The organism is Paenibacillus sp. PCH8 (assembly GCF_002968835.1).
Taxonomy (GTDB): Bacteria; Bacillota; Bacilli; order Paenibacillales; family Paenibacillaceae; genus Paenibacillus.
In genome coordinates, this window is sequence record NZ_PKQK01000001.1 from 1548392 (window position 1) to 1566541 (window position 18150).

The 18150-nt window shown below is 48.4% G+C and carries 16 protein-coding genes; 7 read left to right on the top strand and 9 right to left on the bottom strand.

The window, feature by feature from the left end; genetic code table 11:
* Positions 1 to 129 precede the first annotated feature (129 nt).
* Positions 130 to 2715: a DUF2339 domain-containing protein gene (locus C0Q44_RS06810; RefSeq protein WP_105406591.1), complete on the top strand. Its 2586-nt coding sequence runs from the start codon at positions 130 to 132 to the stop codon at positions 2713 to 2715.
* Between the two features lie 255 nt (positions 2716 to 2970).
* On the opposite strand, the gene C0Q44_RS30085 is transcribed toward C0Q44_RS06810, so the two are convergent.
* Positions 2971 to 3126, bottom strand: a complete 156-nt coding sequence (locus C0Q44_RS30085; protein ID WP_181150882.1) for a hypothetical protein — start codon at positions 3124 to 3126, stop codon at positions 2971 to 2973.
* Positions 3127 to 3355: 229 nt separating this feature from the next.
* On the opposite strand from C0Q44_RS30085, the gene C0Q44_RS06815 reads away from it, so the two are divergent.
* Positions 3356 to 4027, top strand: a complete 672-nt coding sequence (locus C0Q44_RS06815) for an FHA domain-containing protein (RefSeq protein ID WP_105406592.1) — start codon at positions 3356 to 3358, stop codon at positions 4025 to 4027.
* 107 nt (positions 4028 to 4134) lie between these two features.
* On the top strand, positions 4135 to 4713 hold the full coding sequence (locus C0Q44_RS06820) for a class I SAM-dependent methyltransferase (protein ID WP_105406593.1): 579 nt from the start codon (positions 4135 to 4137) through the stop codon (positions 4711 to 4713).
* Between the two features lie 174 nt (positions 4714 to 4887).
* On the opposite strand, the gene C0Q44_RS06825 is transcribed toward C0Q44_RS06820, so the two are convergent.
* From C0Q44_RS06825 to C0Q44_RS06835, 3 genes are read right to left on the bottom strand one after another with little or no spacing between them, the layout of a single operon-like run.
* Positions 4888 to 7191 carry a carbohydrate-binding domain-containing protein gene (locus tag C0Q44_RS06825; RefSeq protein ID WP_105406594.1) on the bottom strand — a complete coding sequence of 768 codons (2304 nt, stop codon included), beginning with the start codon at positions 7189 to 7191 and terminating at the stop codon, positions 4888 to 4890.
* 26 nt (positions 7192 to 7217) lie between these two features.
* Complete coding sequence (locus C0Q44_RS06830) at positions 7218 to 7898, bottom strand: DUF4956 domain-containing protein (protein WP_105406595.1); 681 nt, start codon at positions 7896 to 7898, stop codon at positions 7218 to 7220.
* Positions 7891 to 8709 (bottom strand): polyphosphate polymerase domain-containing protein, encoded by an 819-nt coding sequence (locus tag C0Q44_RS06835; RefSeq protein ID WP_105406596.1) that lies wholly within the window; start codon positions 8707 to 8709, stop codon positions 7891 to 7893. The genes C0Q44_RS06830 and C0Q44_RS06835 overlap by 8 nt, the downstream gene beginning before the upstream one ends.
* A gap of 253 nt (positions 8710 to 8962) precedes the next feature.
* Between C0Q44_RS06835 and C0Q44_RS06840 the strand changes: the two genes are divergently transcribed.
* From C0Q44_RS06840 to C0Q44_RS06850, 3 genes are all read left to right on the top strand, one after another.
* Positions 8963 to 9640, top strand: a complete 678-nt coding sequence (locus tag C0Q44_RS06840) for a response regulator transcription factor (RefSeq protein ID WP_105407627.1) — start codon at positions 8963 to 8965, stop codon at positions 9638 to 9640.
* Positions 9640 to 10992, top strand: a complete 1353-nt coding sequence (locus tag C0Q44_RS06845; RefSeq protein WP_105406597.1) for a sensor histidine kinase — start codon at positions 9640 to 9642, stop codon at positions 10990 to 10992. Before C0Q44_RS06840 ends, C0Q44_RS06845 begins: the two co-directional genes overlap by 1 nt.
* 285 nt (positions 10993 to 11277) lie before the next feature.
* Positions 11278 to 11532 (top strand): hypothetical protein, encoded by a 255-nt coding sequence (locus tag C0Q44_RS06850; protein ID WP_105407628.1) that lies wholly within the window; start codon positions 11278 to 11280, stop codon positions 11530 to 11532.
* Between the two features lie 184 nt (positions 11533 to 11716).
* On the opposite strand, the gene C0Q44_RS06855 is transcribed toward C0Q44_RS06850, so the two are convergent.
* A complete protein-coding gene (locus C0Q44_RS06855) occupies positions 11717 to 12484 on the bottom strand; it encodes an SDR family NAD(P)-dependent oxidoreductase (RefSeq protein WP_105406598.1) in 768 nt (255 codons plus the stop codon).
* A gap of 195 nt (positions 12485 to 12679) precedes the next feature.
* Here C0Q44_RS06855 and C0Q44_RS06860 point away from each other — a divergent pair, with 195 nt between their 5' ends.
* The gene (locus tag C0Q44_RS06860) at positions 12680 to 13318 is read left to right on the top strand and encodes a TetR/AcrR family transcriptional regulator (protein ID WP_105406599.1); all 639 of its coding nucleotides are present in this window, start codon (positions 12680 to 12682) and stop codon (positions 13316 to 13318) included.
* Positions 13319 to 13327: 9 nt separating this feature from the next.
* Here the strand turns inward: C0Q44_RS06860 and cobA are convergent, their stop codons facing one another.
* From cobA to nirB, 4 genes are all read right to left on the bottom strand, one after another.
* Positions 13328 to 14098: a uroporphyrinogen-III C-methyltransferase gene (cobA, locus tag C0Q44_RS06865; protein WP_105406600.1), complete on the bottom strand. Its 771-nt coding sequence runs from the start codon at positions 14096 to 14098 to the stop codon at positions 13328 to 13330.
* Positions 14095 to 14976, bottom strand: coding sequence for a formate/nitrite transporter family protein (locus C0Q44_RS06870; protein WP_105406601.1), 882 nt, complete (start codon positions 14974 to 14976; stop codon positions 14095 to 14097). Before C0Q44_RS06870 ends, cobA begins: the two co-directional genes overlap by 4 nt.
* A 77-nt stretch (positions 14977 to 15053) precedes the next feature.
* Complete coding sequence (gene nirD, locus C0Q44_RS06875; RefSeq protein ID WP_105406602.1) at positions 15054 to 15371, bottom strand: nitrite reductase small subunit NirD; 318 nt, start codon at positions 15369 to 15371, stop codon at positions 15054 to 15056.
* A 17-nt stretch (positions 15372 to 15388) separates the two neighbouring features.
* Positions 15389 to 17830, bottom strand: a complete 2442-nt coding sequence (gene nirB, locus C0Q44_RS06880; protein ID WP_105406603.1) for a nitrite reductase large subunit NirB — start codon at positions 17828 to 17830, stop codon at positions 15389 to 15391.
* Positions 17831 to 18150: the final 320 nt, after the last annotated feature.

The window sequence follows — 18150 nt, forward strand, 5'->3', positions numbered from 1 at the left end:
TTTTGATTATTTATTTTGCCCTGTATGGAACACCTGTTCATGATGATTGCATAAATAGATGCTCGCTTTACAACATATGTATAGTAAAATATAGGGAAATCATTAATCATCAACCAACGGAGGAAGTCCATGAAGGAGTTTAAGGATCGGCTTCAGCAGGTTCAGGAGCAGCAGAAACAACTGGCGAAGGAGTATCACGCCTTGCTCCAGGAATACCAGTCCGATGACCTGATCGTTCATAATGAACAGTTGCAGGAACAGTACGAAGTCCACAAGCTCAAGCTGCAACAGCTTGAACTTCGCTCACGCAAGATGGAAGAAGAGAATGCACGTCTTCGCATGGCGTTATCCGAACAGATGCTGGATGAGAAGCTGAATCTGATCCGGGTATCCCGGGAGAAGATGGAGACATATTTTCAAGGGAAAACAGCGGTACATCATGATCGAATGGCATCTCATGAACATCGAACGAAATCCAATCTAAACGCGCTGTACAATCAGGCGGCACAGGAGCTACAGGAAGACTCCCATGAGGTGAAGGAGAGGATCGCTTATCTTGCCGCAGAGGTGAATGATCGCATTGAATCGCACAGACAGGCCGTATGGGAGAGAGAAGAGGCTCTGCGTGGGCACATGGAACGTGGATATGAGCAGATGGCGGAGGAAGGGTTGAGTGAAGAGACTATTCAACGCCGGATCAAGCAGAATCGAATGGAGATGAAGATTGGACTCAGCTGGATCAACAAGGTAGCCATCCTGCTCCTCATTCTGGGGGTTGGGGCAGCATTCCAACACTCGTACACGACCTGGTTTAATGACGAGATGAAGAGTGGAGCCTTTTTCCTGCTCGGTGCGCTGATGCTCGCTGGAGGAGAGTGGTTGTTCCGTCGCAAAAAGCAGACGTTTGCGATGGGCCTGCTCGGCGGCGGGATTTCCGTGTTGTTCGGCTCCGTCTTCTATAGTTACTTTTTACTGCATATTATCGGGTTATATACGGGACTTGGCTTGTCTGTATTGGTATCGGCAATCTCCGTATTGTTATCTTTAAGGTACCAGTCGAAGACCATCTGTTCACTGGGTCTCGTGGGCGGGTATCTTCCGCTATTCTCCTATATGTTCTCGTTTGGGCTTGAGGGTACGGCTGTTTATGCCGCCATGATCTATCTGTTGCTCTTAAACGGCATTATTGTGTTCATATCATTTGGCAAAAGGTGGCCGGTGGTGCACTATATCAGTTTCCTGTTCAACACACCGTCCATGCTGATCCTGTTATGGCTGTCGCCAAGTGAGCAGATCGGCATGCTGTATTCCGTTGTGACCTTTGCATTGTATCTCGGCATCACACTGGCGTATCCATTCAAGCATCGGACGAAGTTATCCTGGTGGGATTTTGCACTACTGGCGATGAACACGAGCATTAGCTGTCTGATGCTGTATGTGCTGTTTGATTCGGCAGGCTGGAATGATGCGCAGGGCTTGTTGGCTGTCATTTTCTGTCTCGTATATTTCGGGCTCGCACGGTTCGTGCAGCGCAATATGGTTCAGGAGAAACAGACGATTTTATTGTTCTACGTCACTTCCCTGACCTTTGCCATTCTGATTATTCCGTTCCAGTTCGGTGCCAAGTGGTTATCCATGGGCTGGCTGATCGAAGGCGTTCTGCTGGTCACGCTCGGACATCTGAAGCGGCTCAAATCGGTGGAACGTGCCGGATGGGGCATCATGCTTCTATGTCTAATCACTTTCGTGTACTATGACCTGCTGGCGCTATTCTTCATCGGGGAACGTTCTTACTTCATGTTAAAATACTCCAGCATCACGCTGGGTACACTGCTTATTACACTGTATTATGCCTGGAATCGTAACCGTTCGGCACTCAAGGAGACATATCATTACAGCCCGCTGGAGCTGAGTTGTCTGAACGGATTCAAGTACGTGACACTAGCGAATCTGTGGTTATACGTCATGTACGAATCGAATGAATTGTACGTGAGAGCTGTCGATGGGACATTCCTGTTGTACATGTTCTACAAGCTGCTCATGTTCGCAGCACTCACGATTGCACTGGCCTATGGGCTGAGCAAAGTAAAGCTGCTACGAGAGCGATTCGTACAGTTTTATACGACGATCCTGTACGCCATCGGCTGCTGTATCGCCTTGGCGGTGACGTTAACGATGCCGGCATTACAACCGGATGTTCAGCAGCACTCTGCCGCAGAGATTGTAGGATTGTTGGTGCTGATCGTCTTTAACGTAGGGGTATTCTTTGCAGGAAGGGATCTGCTGATTGCTGGCATCCGCGGGCAGTTCAAGAGTATTGAGTGGTACCCGGTGATTGCCGCGGTATATCTGTTGGGTGTCATTACCGTATTTCTGACGATCCAGTTCCAATGGGGTGATGTAGGGCTGATGTTCAGCCTGATCTATCTGCTGCTCGCGATTCTCTATATTGCCTATGGATTCCGTAGAAAATATGTCATGATTCGGCGTCTGGGCCTTGGCCTGACGTTGTTCGCTACGGGTAAGATGGTGTTCTATGATGTGGGGATGCTCACCTCGGGCAGCAAAATCTTTGCCTATTTCAGCTTTGGCGTACTATTGCTTGGGATCTCTTACCTGTATCAGAAGGTGTCCAGCCGGATGGAGGAAATACAGTCCAGAGAGGCAGCGAAGCCTGACGACGAAACGATTGTGCCTGAGGAAGAACAAGATTGATTTTCATTTGGAGCGACCGTAGTGACATTTGCGATTATATGGGATGGTGTATTCATTGAGGAAATTGGGCGCCAGAAAGAAGCGGCGTTGACGTAGGTAATCGAAGTTTTCGCAACACCATATCATTGTATTGAAATGAGGCTCCGGGCTGCTGCTACCAGCAATCTGGGGCCTTATTGAATTGAGTCTATGGCGTAGCCTAATATGACATTCGTGAAACGTTTTGCGCGGAGATCACGTTATAATAGAGTAGACTTAGGGCTGTATCTTCATTTGTAACCATGAGGTTTCGGCAGCCGATGTGCCTTTCAGTGATTCTCCGCCATCATCGTTCATACGGGAGAGCACAGTTAATGTCATGGACAGGGCGAAGGCGAGCAACACGGTTATGAAAATGTTTTTTTTGTTCATAGGAAGGTACCTCTCTTGTTGAATGAGCTAAAGTAACCATCCGGTCGTTATGAGAAAAAAAGCACAACGTCTGGTATAGTAGAGTCAGTAGAACCAGAACTAAAACGTTCCTGTAACCTACTATATTCATGTATAGAGGCGCAAACAATGGAACAAATCTGATGATCTTATCATTATTGTTACGAAATGTTTATAGAGATCGAGTGATCGTTGAAAGTGGGAGATGAACATGCGGGAGACGGCAAAGATCGTCATTCGTACGCCAGGACAGGAAAGTGACGGCTCATTCGCTTATGTAAGCCAGGGTCGCTCCATTACAGTGGGGCGTTATACAGGCGGTAGTGAATTGGACTTGTCTGTCTATAATCAGATGATATCGAAGCGGCATTGCCGTATTCATTATGATGTGCAACAGCAGTTATGGATCGAGGATCTGGATAGTAAAAATGGAACCGAATTGAACGGGCAACGCCTCGTTCCCTATGAGAAATATCCGTTTGCTGAGGGAGACAGCCTGACGTTAGTCAACGGCCTGATCCAGCTTCGCACGGAAGGCGATCTTGGAGAGACGAGGGAATATCGTGTATCTGATCTGTTGGGTGAAGGTGTTCGATTGCAGGATCACTTACAGACTGTACAGATCGGTGAAGTGGAGATTCCGTTGTCCAAGAAGGAATACCAGCTGTTCAAGTTGCTGTATAGTCAACTGGACCACTTTGTCACCCGAGAGCAGATTGTTGGTCAAGTGTGGCCTGAGCGGAGCATGCTGGAGAGTGAATCGGTAGGCATCGACGAGATTAACTCGTTAATCTATCGGACGAATCGCAAACTGGGTGTACATTTTACCATCAAGTCCGTGTATAAAAAAGGGGTATATATGAAGTCTCATGTCCCTGAGTGAATAATTATAAAGGGGAAGCTTCTGCTGGCGTCTGTGGACCGGAGGAGCTTCCCTTGTTATTATGGAGGTGCTTAATACCTCCTCAATAATCTCAAAGGGATGAGGTCATGTTCATCGTTTATATGATTCCGTGGCTGATAGCCGTGGTGACACTTATAGCCGTTGTATCCATTGTACTCGTGAGTTGGAAGAATGGAATTTCACCGATGCCCACATCCAGCCGAGTCAGACAGGTAGTCATCCAGGAGGTGAACCGCATTCCGGGGTACGGAGATGTGTTTGAAGCGGGTTCGGGATGGGGCACGCTGGGGTTGGATGTCGTGAAACATTGTCCGGGGAAAAGGCTAACCGGAATCGAGAATTCAGTCATTCCCTTATGGTCTTCCCAATTGATTGCCTATCTTAGTGTTCGCTTACGTCGAGCCAAGGGAAAAAAGCACTCTCTCAAGGGCAGGTTGCGCTTCATGCGCGGGGATATCTACACCAGTTCCTACGAACATGCAGACTGCGTAATCTGTTATCTGTTCCCAGGTGCCATGACTAAACTGCTGGACAAGTTCAGTCGAGAGCTTCCGCCGGGTGCCAAGGTGATTAGCGTCTGTTTTGCCCTGCCAGAAAAAGAACCACTACGTACCATTACATGCCGGGATGCCTTGCGTACCAAGGTGTATGTCTACACGTTTTGAGGAAAAGAAATGTATTATCTTCACCTCGGGCAGAGGGCTGTAATTCCCTGTAATTCTGGTTCCAGAAGAATAACGAAAAAGGCTCCGAACTCACTTGTGAAGTGAAGTCGGAGCCTGTTCTATTTTGCCTGCGCCTGAGAAGCGAGTTATGCGCTATCGCTCAGGCATCATGCCTTATTTTGCAAAATCCGTAGTGCCTGTGCTCTCAGAGGTTGTACCGGATTGCGATCTGTTTCTGCCGCCTCCGAATCCGCCTTGTCCACCGCCTCCACCAGGACCGCCCATACCTGTATTGGCTGTGGTTACACCAGATTCATTCACCCAAGTCACATTGCTTGTGGACTGGAATGCAACCACCTGAGTTCCATCACTGTAGGTACCTTCTGTGTAGAGACCATCCACCGCTTTACCTGTAGACGTACCACCGGAGTAGATCACATAGGAGCCATCTTTCGCAAGATCGGGAGAGCTAATCACTACCGTCTGATAATCTTTGGCCGGGGCGAACGTCAGGATGTTGTTGCCTTCGCTGTTTTGTACATGGACAAGTGTTCCAGCTTTTTGCGTTGCAGGGAATGTCATCACAATGGTATTTTGCGTAGATGCATCGGATGTTCCTTGTGCCATGCCAGAGCTGCCGGCAGCCACGAGGTATCCACCGCTGATTTCAAATGTACCGTCATAATCCAATGCTCCGTTACCGTTATCTGTCGGTCCGTTCACAATAACCGTTCCGCCAGTCATGTTAATGGAACCATTGGAATCCAGTCCATCACCACCTGCGTTTACAGTGAGCGAACCTCCGTTAATGTGAAGTTCGTTATTGCTCGCTGCTGCACCGCCCATACCGCCCGGTCCACGTCCTTGCTGATTAGCATCTGTACCTTGGGATGCCTGATCGGTAGTCGATGTTGTACCTGTCGTTTCGGTTACAGAGATGTTGGATGTCGTTGCTGCATTGGTTGCTGTAGTAGCGCTATCTGTGCTTGCCACTGTATTCGCAGCTGTTTCTGTCTCGCCACCTGCAGCATTTACGCCATCATCAGATGCCGTTACATCTATATCCCCATCGTTCAGGGTGATGATTGCACCTTCAAGTCCTTCATAGCTCTTCGCAATCGTGATGGTTCCACCGTTAATCGTAAGGGCCTGATCGGCATGAATGCCGTCATCACCAGATTCAATATTGAATGTTCCGTCATTGACTGTCACGTTATTGTTACTGTGCAGGGAATCATCCATGGAATCAATGGTATACGTACCGCCATTAACCGTAAGGTCTGTACCTGCTTTGAGTGCTTTGGCACTTGTGGACTCCGTTGCTGTTGTTGCAGTGTCCGCATCCGCATGGGTATCCGTTGTTGCTGTTGTGTTGGCAGAGTTGGATGCTGCTGCGCCGTTCGTATTAGCACCTGCACTCGTACCGCTGTTATTAGGCATCTCCGGCATATCGGCAGGAGGTTCGCCATCCGGTGGTGTACCCATATCGGTTGGAGGCGTACCGCCGCCCCATCCACCGCCGCCGCCAAATGGACCTTCTTCGACTTTGGTTGGTGCATTGACGCTACCGCCGGCAGTCACAATGTTGTATGTGTCGCCATCGGTAACGAGTGCGGTTTCGGCCTGAATACCATCATTGCCACTCTGGATATCGAAGGTACCTCCTGCAATAGCAACGTAACCTTTGGTGGTATCCGTGTCATTGGTGGATTTGATACCATCGCCTTTGGCTTGAATGGTAATCGTACCCGCCTGGATAGCAACCATATCTTTACCTTTGATGCCGTCATCGGCTGCTTTGACGCTGATGTTTCCGCTAATGATCTTCAGATCATCTTTGCTCGTAATCCCTTCATTATAGTTACCTGTGACGGTCAATTGACCTGCACCGTTGAATGTAAGATCCGCTTTGCTGAAGATCGCAGCATCCGGCTCGTCTGTCGTAGCGTCGGCGTATACATACGTTTTGCCATCGGAAACGGTGTTCTTGGTTCCTTTTTCAAGTGTAATCACCGCTTTACCGGCTTTCTGAATATAGATGGCTGCACTGTCGTTATCATGGATGGTTGCTCCGTTCAGTACGAGATGTACGGTGCCCTTATCGGCAACGTTGACCACGATCTGGCCATCGGTTAGCTCACCGCTCAGTACATAGGTGCCTGCTTCGGAGATCGTTACCGATCCATTGGCTGCTTTGGCTCCCGAACCGGTTACCGTTGCAGTTGTGCCGTTCAGCTTGATCGTTGTGGAATCCGTTGCACTCCAGCTTACATTGGTATCGTCAGCATCCAGTGAGACCAGATCTGCATATTTCACAGAAGTTTGCTCGCTGACGGATACCGTTTTGGTTGTTCCTGTCGTTGACGTTGCGGCATTGGCCGTCGTGTTGGTTGCTGCTGGAGCACTGCATGCCGCGAGCAGGGTAGTTATCATGGCGATGGACCAAAGTTTGCTGCCTGTTATCATTTTCTTCTTCATATTGGATCGTTCCCTTCAAATTTAAATTAATAATCCGTTGTTGGACTCATGGTTAACGAGATATCCAGGTTGCCGTTCCGTGTACGGATGGCATCGAGGAATTCCTTTTGGCTAACACTTTCGTGAATGGTTACACTGTAGACCAGCTCATACAGACTGCCGAGTTCGGTGGTTCTTATTTTTTTCAGATCAAAAGGTACGTTGAATGTATGGAAGACTTCATTCAGTGCTTCTTCATAGCTCAAGTTCTCGGGGATGGTGACTTTCAGTGTTTTCAGCTGACTCTTCTTCCCGCCAAAGTTGAAGCGACTCAGGACAAACATCAGCACACACAGGATAATGGTGAACAGAACCGCGTATCCAAAAGCGCCTACACCGCAGGCAAGACCGGAAGCCATCGTGAACAATACGTAAGCAATGTCCTTTGGGTCACCAGGGGCACTTCGGAATCGGATGATCGAGAAGGCACCTGCCAAGCTGAAAGCTCGTGCGATGTTGCTGCCGATGAGCAGGATGATGATGGCGACAATAACGGGCAGGACGACCATTGTTAAGGTGAAGCTCTGGGAGTATGTGCTTTGGTTGGTCTTCATGTACGTGAGGCTGATGATCAAGCCCAGAATGATCGCAAGACCAATGGTGATGACTGCATTGCTGAACGTTAGATCGGTATCGGTTAAGGCTGAACTGAAAAGGGAATCAAGCATATAGGACACGCTCTCTTTCTATGATCGTTTTATCTTGTTCTATGGATGGGTTGAAGTCGGTACCTGGCACAGGAATGCGCTCCGTCTGGTAATTCAGGTTCGTTGTTCTCGCCAGATGTCTGTACTCATTTCCGTATTTGGAGAACCCGGTACGATACAGACCATGCTCACAGAGCAGTTGCGACAGCCACAGCGGAACCGTTTTCTCGGCTTTCACTTCCATCAGCCACCGACCGTCTTTCACCAGCGGTTCACCGTAATCTCCCTGTTCCAGCTTCAGATCAGTTCTGCGGCTGCGAATGTTGGTGTCAAAGGTAATGCGGAGATCACGACTACTTTTATCGAACAGCGCTTTGCGTTCATACGCCAGATACACTTTTGGTTCAAGATCGTATAATCGAAGGAAGTATTTGATCTCTTCTACAACCTGTTTATTCATATAATCTGCCAGCTCTGGCGCCTGTCCCGAACGAACGAATTCGTAAGCTTCATCCAACTTCAAGGCTGTTCTGCGCTTGTTCACCAGGCCGAAAACTTTCTTTTTGATCTCCAGATACACTTTGGCATTCTCTTCAGGTACTCCATAAGCTCGCAGTCTCAGCTTCTCCTTGTATTTCGGTTTGGAGAGACTGGCACGGATCAACGAATCCTGTGGCGTGTCGAAGTACAGGTTGCTGATGGAGTAGTACTCATGTTTCTTGTTGTAGGCATCCAGCTCCATGTATTTCAGCAGATCATTGTAGAAGTGTGCGTACTGCTCATCCGTCAGAAGATATTTGCTCTCATATCGGTTGAATACTTCAATAGCCATGTGGATTCAGTCCTTTCGTTTGCGGGTTGTATGTTTTGTTCCATCGTGTATTGCTTCCATATCTGTATCTTAGGGGTCTAACCTTGAATGAATCTTAAATGACTTTACATTGCGTTAACATTTTTTTACCTTCCTACTAATAGTACGGCTGCAAGAAATGAATTAAGATTGATTCAAGGTTCAATTGATAGAATAGGTGATATCCTGAAGGGTTCATGAAGACGAATAATTCAAGCAGAGGAATGAATAGATGATGAGAATATTAATTGCGGAAGATGAGGTTCATTTGGCAGAGGCTGTATCGCAGATTTTGAAAAAAAACAACTACTCCGTGGACATGGTCCACGACGGCAGATCAGGATTGGATTATGCGCAGAGCGGCATCTACGACCTGTTACTACTCGACATCATGATGCCGGAGATGGACGGGATCACCGTCCTGAAGAAACTCCGAAGTGAAGGGAATCATACACCCGTCATTCTGCTCACTGCGAAAGGTGAACTATCGGACAAAGTCACAGGTCTCGATTATGGTGCCGATGATTATATCGCCAAGCCTTTTGCCACAGAGGAATTATTGGCTCGGATTCGTGCAGCCTTACGGCGGAAGGGCGAAGTGGTTCCTGAGGATGGGCTGAAGTTTGGTGATATGGAACTGAATACAACCCAATTGAAACTGAGTGTTCAGGGCAAGGAGATTAAGCTGAATCTGAAGGAGAATGAGTTGTTGGAGCTGTTGATCAACCGCAAACAGGCGATTACCTCCAAAGAGCAGATTATTGAGAAGTTATGGGGATTCGATTCGGAAGTGGAGTATAACAATGTGGAGGTCTACATCTCGTTTTTACGCAAAAAATTAACCTTCCTGAATTCTGCCGTCCGCATTAACACCATTCGGGGTGTCGGGTATGTACTTGAGGTGACGTCCTAATGTTCAAAAAACTTCGCAATCGATTCCTGATCGTGAATCTGGTGTCCATCTCCATCATGATGCTGGTGGCATTTGTGACGATCTATACGATTACGTACCAGAATGTGCAACGGGAGACGAATATGGAGTTGTACAAGGTGTCTGATTTCTACCACAGTCCTTATAATTCATCCAAAATGCCGCGTGGGGAAGGGCAGGGTTCTGGTACAGGTGGTAGTACAGGCTCAGGTTCAGAAAGTTCAGGTTCAGAATCACTACCTTCCGATGCCATGGGTGGTGATAATGGAGGACCGGGAGGTGATCCCAACTCACCTCCGGCACGTTCCGTTTCGTTTATGATCAAGACGGATGACCAGTGGAAGATTACGGATACGCATTCCCGTTTTGATATGGAAGATACGTTCTACACCGAGGCGCTAACAAAGGTTGACCAGGATAAAGTTGATAATTCGGAACGTCAGACGGGACAATTTGCACTGGATGGAACGGACTGGGCTTATGTGGTTGATCCAAGCGGTAATGGGCATATGATCGTATTCATTGATGTGACGGCGCAACAAGGCATTCTTACGAATCTGATCTATACATTTGCCGTTGTTGGACTGGTTATGCTGATTGTGATCTACTTCCTGAGCCGTTATTTTGCGAATCGCTCTATTGCACCGGTCAGGGAAGCGTTTGAGAAGCAAAAACAATTTATCGGGGATGCTTCACATGAGCTGAAGACACCTCTGGCGATCATTAATACCAATGCTGACGTACTGCTTGCGAATCAAGAGGATACTATAGCGAACCAGGCCAAATGGCTACACTATATCAAGTCGGAAACTGAGCGCATGACCGGACTTACGAATGATCTGCTCTATCTAACACAGATGGATGACTCACGCTCCACGATGATTCATGCGAAGTTTAATATGAGCGATGCGGTAGAGAGTATTATTTTGCCGATGGAGGCCGTAATATTTGAGAAAAACATCTCCCTCGATTACAGCATTGAGCCGAATCTGACGGTTCATGGAAACAGTGAGCAGATCAAACAGGTCATTCTGATCCTGCTGGATAATGCTGTGAAGTATTCCGGTCCCAAAGGGTCCGTGAACGTTACGCTTCAGAAACAGAATAATGATGTCATGCTAGCCGTGTCCAACACAGGGGAAGGCATTGCATCGGAACATCTGGACCGGATCTTCGATCGATTCTATCGTACCGATTCTTCAAGAGCCCGCAAGCATGGTGGACATGGTCTGGGTCTGGCCATTGCGCGTTCCATCGTGGATCAGCATAAAGGAGAGGTGTACGCTCGAAGTGTGGTCGGAGAAGGCGCTACATTTTACGTGCGTTTGTCGTAGGGGCGGCGTGATGCGCTGGCGTAGAGTCGGATGAAGGTTTAGAGCATAGAGCGGGAGTGAGGGCCTCGCTACTCGCTACTTGCACGGAAGTCTGATTTCCACCTAAATGAAAAACATCCCCTCTACGCATCTGCTCCACACTAACCCTTCAGTCTGGCTCTATAATCGGCAATTAGGCATAAGTTCTGCCTGTAATGGGTTAACCTATGCTACAATGGCAACAGTATGTATGAATCAAGGAGATGAACAGAAGTGACAGACACGAACTCAATCAATGAACAAGAAATGATGCAATATATTGCAGATAAAACCAAAGCAAGCCAAGCGAATATCGCTCTTGTGCTGAAGCATGAGCAAGCGTACATCAACAAGGCGCACGAAAATACCAAAGGTAACGATGTGGATATTGATGGGGATGATCTGGCTGACTACATCCTTAGTCGTAAAGATGTGAAGCTGGACGAGTTGACTGTGGAAAGCATTTTGGATGCTGAAATGGACTATCTGATGGACAAGGGTCACGCGGGATACGTAGATTAAGATTAGCGTAGAACCTGACAGGCCCTATTATTAAGGTACAGAGCAAATAGGCGATAAGGTGCTATTCCAAAAGTGGAATTTCACCTATGTAGCTTTTTGCATCGCAAGTGTTGTACTGTAAAAAGACCTCAACTCCACGATAATGTGGTGTTGAGGCTTTTTTTAGATTGTAGCTATCGGCTTCTTATTGACCCATCAAGCCGCCATCTACGGTGTAGAGGGAAGCTGTTACATAGGATGCTTCTTCGGACAACAGGAAGTTCATCACCGCAGCGACTTCTTCCGGTTCGCCATAACGGCCCATTGGAATGCTGGACACCGTTGCTGATTGATAATCTTCCGCGTTGCCGGAATTCGCCTCGATCTGGCGCATCATGCGTGTGTTAATTGTACCTGGCAATACGGCGTTCACCCGGATATTGTAAGGTGCCAGCTCATTGGCAGCGGTACGCGTGAGACCAACCACGGCATGTTTGGACATAATATATGGAGATACGGCCGGAGCACCCATCAGACCCGCGAGGGAAGAGGTATTCAGGATCGCACCGGATTTTTGTTTTTTCATGACTGGAATGACGTTCTGCAGACCCAGGAATACCCCGCGGATGTTAACGTTATATACGGTGTCGAGTGCTTCAACACTCAGGTCTTCGATCAGTCCGGTTGGACCTTCAATCCCGGCATTGTTGGCAAAATAATCGATTCGGCCAAACGCATCCAGTGCTTTTTGCACATAGTTTTTCACGTCGGCTTCTTGGGAAACGTTCGCTTTCACCGCGATCACGTGTTCTTTGTCGAGGTTCAGATCGGTGATCGTCTGTTGGATGGCTTCTTCATTCAGATCTACCAGAACCAGATTGATTTTGCGCTCCGCGAGGCGGCGTGCCAACTCTTTACCAATGCCACCGGCTGCTCCTGTAATAACGGCTGTATGTGTATAAGATGTACTCATGAACTATCCGCTCCTTATTCATTATTGGCAGGTATTCTTCAAAAAAAGTTTCAACCTGTCGTCTATCGTTCCTGTCTCAATGTTAAGATATACATAGCGGTGTGACAATCATCATTGACAGCGCATATGTCTGCTATCGGACAGAGATGTAAGCGGTGTTCATTTATATTACAATAATGAACAAAGGAGGCGAGAATGTTGATCATTGAACATCCTCAGGACCGGAGAGCACGAAGAACGCAGGATGCCATCATCGCTGCGGCGGTTTCTTTGATATTGGAGAAGGGAGCAGACGCTCTAACCATTCGGGATATTACGGAGCGGGCGGATTACAACCGAGGAACATTCTATTTACATTTTCCCGGCAAACCGGAGTTATTACAGTTCATTCTGGATGATTTCATGCAGGGAGTGGGACAAGCTTACGCAGAACCGTATACACAGCTCAAAGAAGTGGACATGACTGCATTGCTGCCATCCACGATGCCTGTATTTGAATATATTGAAGCCCATCAGGATATTTTCCGTGCACTAATGACGATGCATGGAGATATGGGTTCCCGGCTGTGCAATATGTTTAGAACGTATCTAACCGAAGATTTTGTACTGGTGACCGAGGATAGCGAGCAGACGATTAATTACGACATCATGTTAAGTTATCTGGTATCTGCTACGGTGGGTGTAATTATGCATTGGGCGGAGATTGGGTTCAAATATTCTGCGCATTATATGGGGGAGCAGCTTACGGCACTGATTAACATCAAACCGACCCGTCTGCTGATTGAACCAGGGCAGAAGGGTCGGACCATTCATGAACGTATGCTTTTGGATTAAAGTACCGGATTATCCGGTCATGGAGGCGTTCGCGGCCTGCTGCATCTGAAGCAGTTGCTCGCGGACCAGGACCGACTCTCCGATCATAATTAATGCCGGATTATTTACTTGATGTGACAGGGCGAGGGAGTGGAGTTCGGAGAGTGTGCCGGTAATAATCCGTTCCTCCGAAGTGGTTCCCCGTTCGATTAAAGCCGCAGGGGTGTGTCCACTTTTGCCATGGTGAAGCAATTCGTGCTGGATCTGAGGTAGTTGGCTAATACCCATATAGATGACCAGTGTATCCACACTATGGGCGAGCAGGTCCCAGCGGACCGAAGATACACTTCCGTCACTGCCGGTTCCAGTGACACATGCGAAGGAAGAAGCGACCCCGCGATGGGTTAACGGAATAAGGGATGAAGCAGATGTACCCACTGCCGAAGTGATGCCGGGAATGACTTCAAATGCAATCCCCGCTTCGGCCAGTACAAGCGCTTCTTCACCGCCGCGGCCGAAGATAAACGGATCGCCACCCTTGAGTCGTACGACTCGTTTGCCTTCTGCTGCGTGTGAAGCCAGCATCCGTCCAATCATCTCCTGACTCATGGAGTGAAGGCCTGGAGCCTTGCCGCAGTAGATGCGAAGTGCTCCTTCACGAGCCTCAGCGAGCAACTGATCATTCACAAGCCGATCATACATAATGACATCTGCGAACTGAATGCGTTTCAGGGCTTTGACCGTAATCAGATCCGGATCTCCAGGACCAGCGCCAACAATACTCACCAGGCCCCGGCTCATGACCGCGTCCCCAGTTTCGGTGCAGCATCGGGGCTTGCCAATCCTGAACGACCGCCCTGAATGGTTGCCAGTTTGGATGAGAGCTTCGCAGGATTGCCCCAGTGATGAGCGGCATACAGACCGAGACCTGTAAATACGGCTCCGCCAATGAGATTACCCACCAACACCGGGATCTGATTCCACAGCCACCAGTCTGCCATACTGACCTGTGCACCCAGCATCATGCCTGCCGGAATGACGAACATATTCACTACAGCATGCTCAAAACCCTGAGCAAAAAATATCGTAATCGGCAGCCACATCGCTACAATTTTACCCAATGTAGAAGAAGAGGTCATCGCCATAACAGCTCCGAGTGTAACCATCCAGTTACATAGAATGGCTTTGATGGTGACCAGAACAATACCCACTCCGCCCAGATGCTGATACCCCAATGTCTTGGCTTCACTGGTCTGGATCAGCGTTTGAATCAGAGGGTTGCTCATATCTGTCCCCATCTTCGTGATGGTTAGGCCGTATAACAGAGCATAGAATGCACATCCGATTAGATGACCTGTAATCACCCAGGAATAATTTCGGAGCATATCCATCCAAGTAATTCTACGTTTCATCACGGCGAGTGGAATCATCGCAAAGTTCCCAGTCACCAGTTCAAGACCCAGCAGAATAATCAGGACGAACCCTGCGGGAAAAATCAGTGCACCTGCCAAACCAACGGAAGTTTGAGATACAGCGGTATAGGCCAGTGTGGTTGCAAAGGCAAGGATCGCCCCTGCCAGAAAACCGCGGATGAGCATCTGTACCCGGTTCATTCTGGCTTTGCTCTCCCCAGCTTCGACCATTAATTGCAGTACTTCTGCAGGTTTAACAAAATCCATAGCGCACACCTCCATAATGTCAGGTTAGATGGTGAGGGTAATCATAGGTCTTGTGATATAAGGGAAGGTTGGTTACGCTAACCCGCAATCGTGATGTAAATATCTCCGCTGTTCCCGTCCACTTCTGTCTGGTAGGTATTCAGGCAGCCTTCATCCGGTTCATGTACCTTGCCGCTCTGGAGATCAATCTTCCAGTCATGCAGCGGACAATGAACCGTTGTGCCACACACCATACCCTCCGACAGCTTGCCGCCCTTGTGAGGGCAGCGATTCTCAACAGCATGCAGACTACCATCGCTCAGTTTGAAGACTGCAATTTCGGTATCCTGTATCTGGAAGGTCCGTGCTCCCTTTTCATCAATATCCGCAAGATGTCCAATCCGAAATCTGTTCATCGCTGTTCCTCCTCTTCCTAGTGAGTTACCGGCTCGGCACCGGACAGTGGGGTGAAGTTTTTACGCAATTTCTCGTCTTCAATGATTTCTTTCCAAGGATCAACGGTGTTGCCCAATGTGACTTCCAGACGTTCAACCAGAGCAAGACGTACATCCCGATCCTCCAGTGCATTCTTCACATGATCCAGACCTACCCGTTCAATCCATGCCGCTGTTCTCTCATTCCATTTTGCGTTCTCTCTATAGTATTGCAGGTAAGCGTAGGTCCACTCTTCCACTTCAGCATCGGTCTTCACCGTACACAGCAGTTCGGCTGTACGAACCTTGACTCCCGCGTTACCGCCCACATGAAGCTCCCATGCACCATCAATGGCAACGACACCCAGATCCTTGATCGTCGCTTCCGCACAATTCCGCGGACATCCAGAGACAGCGAGCTTCACTTTGGCCGGAGCAACCATCTTGTCGAGTTTTTTCTCCAGACGAATGCCCATCTCAATGGAATCCTGTGTCCCGAATCGGCAGAACGTATTACCCACACAAGTCTTCACCGTCCGCAGCGCTTTGCCGTATCCGAAGCCTGAAGGCATATCGAGTTCTTCCCAGATTTTCGGCAGATTCTCTTTTTGCACACCGAGTAGATCCAGCCGTTGTCCACCAGTGAACTTCACCATCGGTACATCATATTTCTCTGCAACGGTTGCAATCTTGATCAATTCAGCTGGAGAAGTTACACCACCATAGATTCGTGGGATAACGGAATAGGTGCCATCTTTCTGAATGTTGGCATGGTAACGTTCGTTGGTGAATTTGGATACACGCTCATCGGCGTATTCTGTCGGCCAGATCATGCCGAGATAATAGTTCAGGGATGGGCGACATTTGGAGCAGCCTTCCGGCTCATTCCAACCGAGAACGTTCATGACTTCCTTAACGGTTTTCAGTCCCATTTCCTTGATTTGTGCAACAATCTCATCCCGGTCATATGATGTGCAGCCACAGATGCCTTCTTTGGTCTGTTCGCCTACATTATCACCAGCATAATACGTAAGTAGGTTCTCAATAATGGGTTTGCATCCACCGCAGGAAGCCGAAGCTTTGGTGCAGGATTTGATGGCACCGAGGGTGTTGCAGCCTTTATTCAGCACAGCGTCTCCGATGGAAGATTTGGTAACACCGTTACACCCGCAGACAATTTCATCATCCGCCATACTTGCCATGCGCTCTGCAACAGATGGACCGGAGCCTGAACCGCCGGAAGGGAAGCCGAGTAGAATCTCTTTCTCACGACCGCTAATGTTCTCGCCACTCTTCATAAGAGAGAACAGCGATGCGCCATCTGTGGTATCCCCGAACAATACAGCTCCGATCAGCTGTCCATCCCTGATAACCATCTTTTTGTACACGCCATCAACATCATCCTGAATGCGAATGCTGCGGGTGTCCGCAGCGTCTTTGAATTGTCCGGCAGAGAAGACATCGACACCCGATACTTTCAACTTCGTGGAAGTGACTGAACCTGCGTATCCTTCGGTCGTCGCACCAGCCAGGCGTTTGGCGAGCACCATGCCTTGTTCATATAATGGAGCAACCAATCCGTAGGCGATACCGCGGTGTTCTGCACATTCACCAACAGCAGAGATGCCAGGGATGCTGGTATGCATATAATCATCTACGATGACTCCTCGATTCACGTCAAGGCCGGAATTGCGAGCCAGTTCAATCTGCGGACGAATGCCGACAGCCATGACGACCAGATCCGCTTCGAGAACGGTTTGATCGGTAAACCGGATGGCTTTCACCCGATGTTTGCCTGTGATTTCTTCGGTATGTTTGTTCAAAAGGAATTTCATGCCCTGCTCTTCAAGCTCCCGTTGAAGCATTAATCCTGCCGGGAGATCCAGATTCCGGTCCATCAGATGACCGTTAATATGAATGACAGTGACGTCCATGCCCAGATTGAGCAGGCCCCGTGCAGCTTCAAGCCCAAGCAGTCCGCCCCCGATGACGGCAGCTTTGCGGTACTTTTGCGATGCGTCCATCATGGTCTCGCAATCTTTGATGTCACGGAAACCGATAACGCCTTCCTTGTTAGCCCCGGGAAGAGGCAAGATGAACGCCTGTGAGCCGGTTGCCATAATCAGCTCATCATAGGTTACACGTACACCATTCTGAGATACAACTTCCTTGCGCTCGGCATGGATCTGGACAACCGGGTCACCTGGATAGACTCGAATGTTGTTATCTTCGTACCAGCTCCATTCGTTGATGACGATATCTTCGATGGTTGTTCCGCCAGCCAGTACAGAGGATAGCATGATACGGTTGTAGTTAGGGTGTGGCTCTGCGCCGAAGACCGTAATTTCATAGGCATGCGGAGCAAGCTTCAGGATATGTTCAATTGTGCGGATTCCCGCCATGCCATTGCCGACCAGCACCAGTTTTTTCGTTGTACTCATTATGATTAGCCCCCTTAGATCCATTCTGCAAACTGTCTCATCGCCTTGTCTCTAAAATAGAAAAAGCCTGTTATGCCTCGGAGGACTGCGTATCACATACGCTTCCCTTGCTCCGAGATTGCAAAACAGGCTTCATTGCCGTTTCAACCAGTTACGCCGTTGTAACTGTGATCGATTCATATATGGAGTTGTTGTGGCTTAACTATAAAAGATCCAACTACTCATGTCAATATAGTTAACATAAAAAAGTATTTGAAATTTAAAGTTAATTATGTTTACATGAGTTTATTGGAATACGAATGATCGAGGGAGTTTTACAG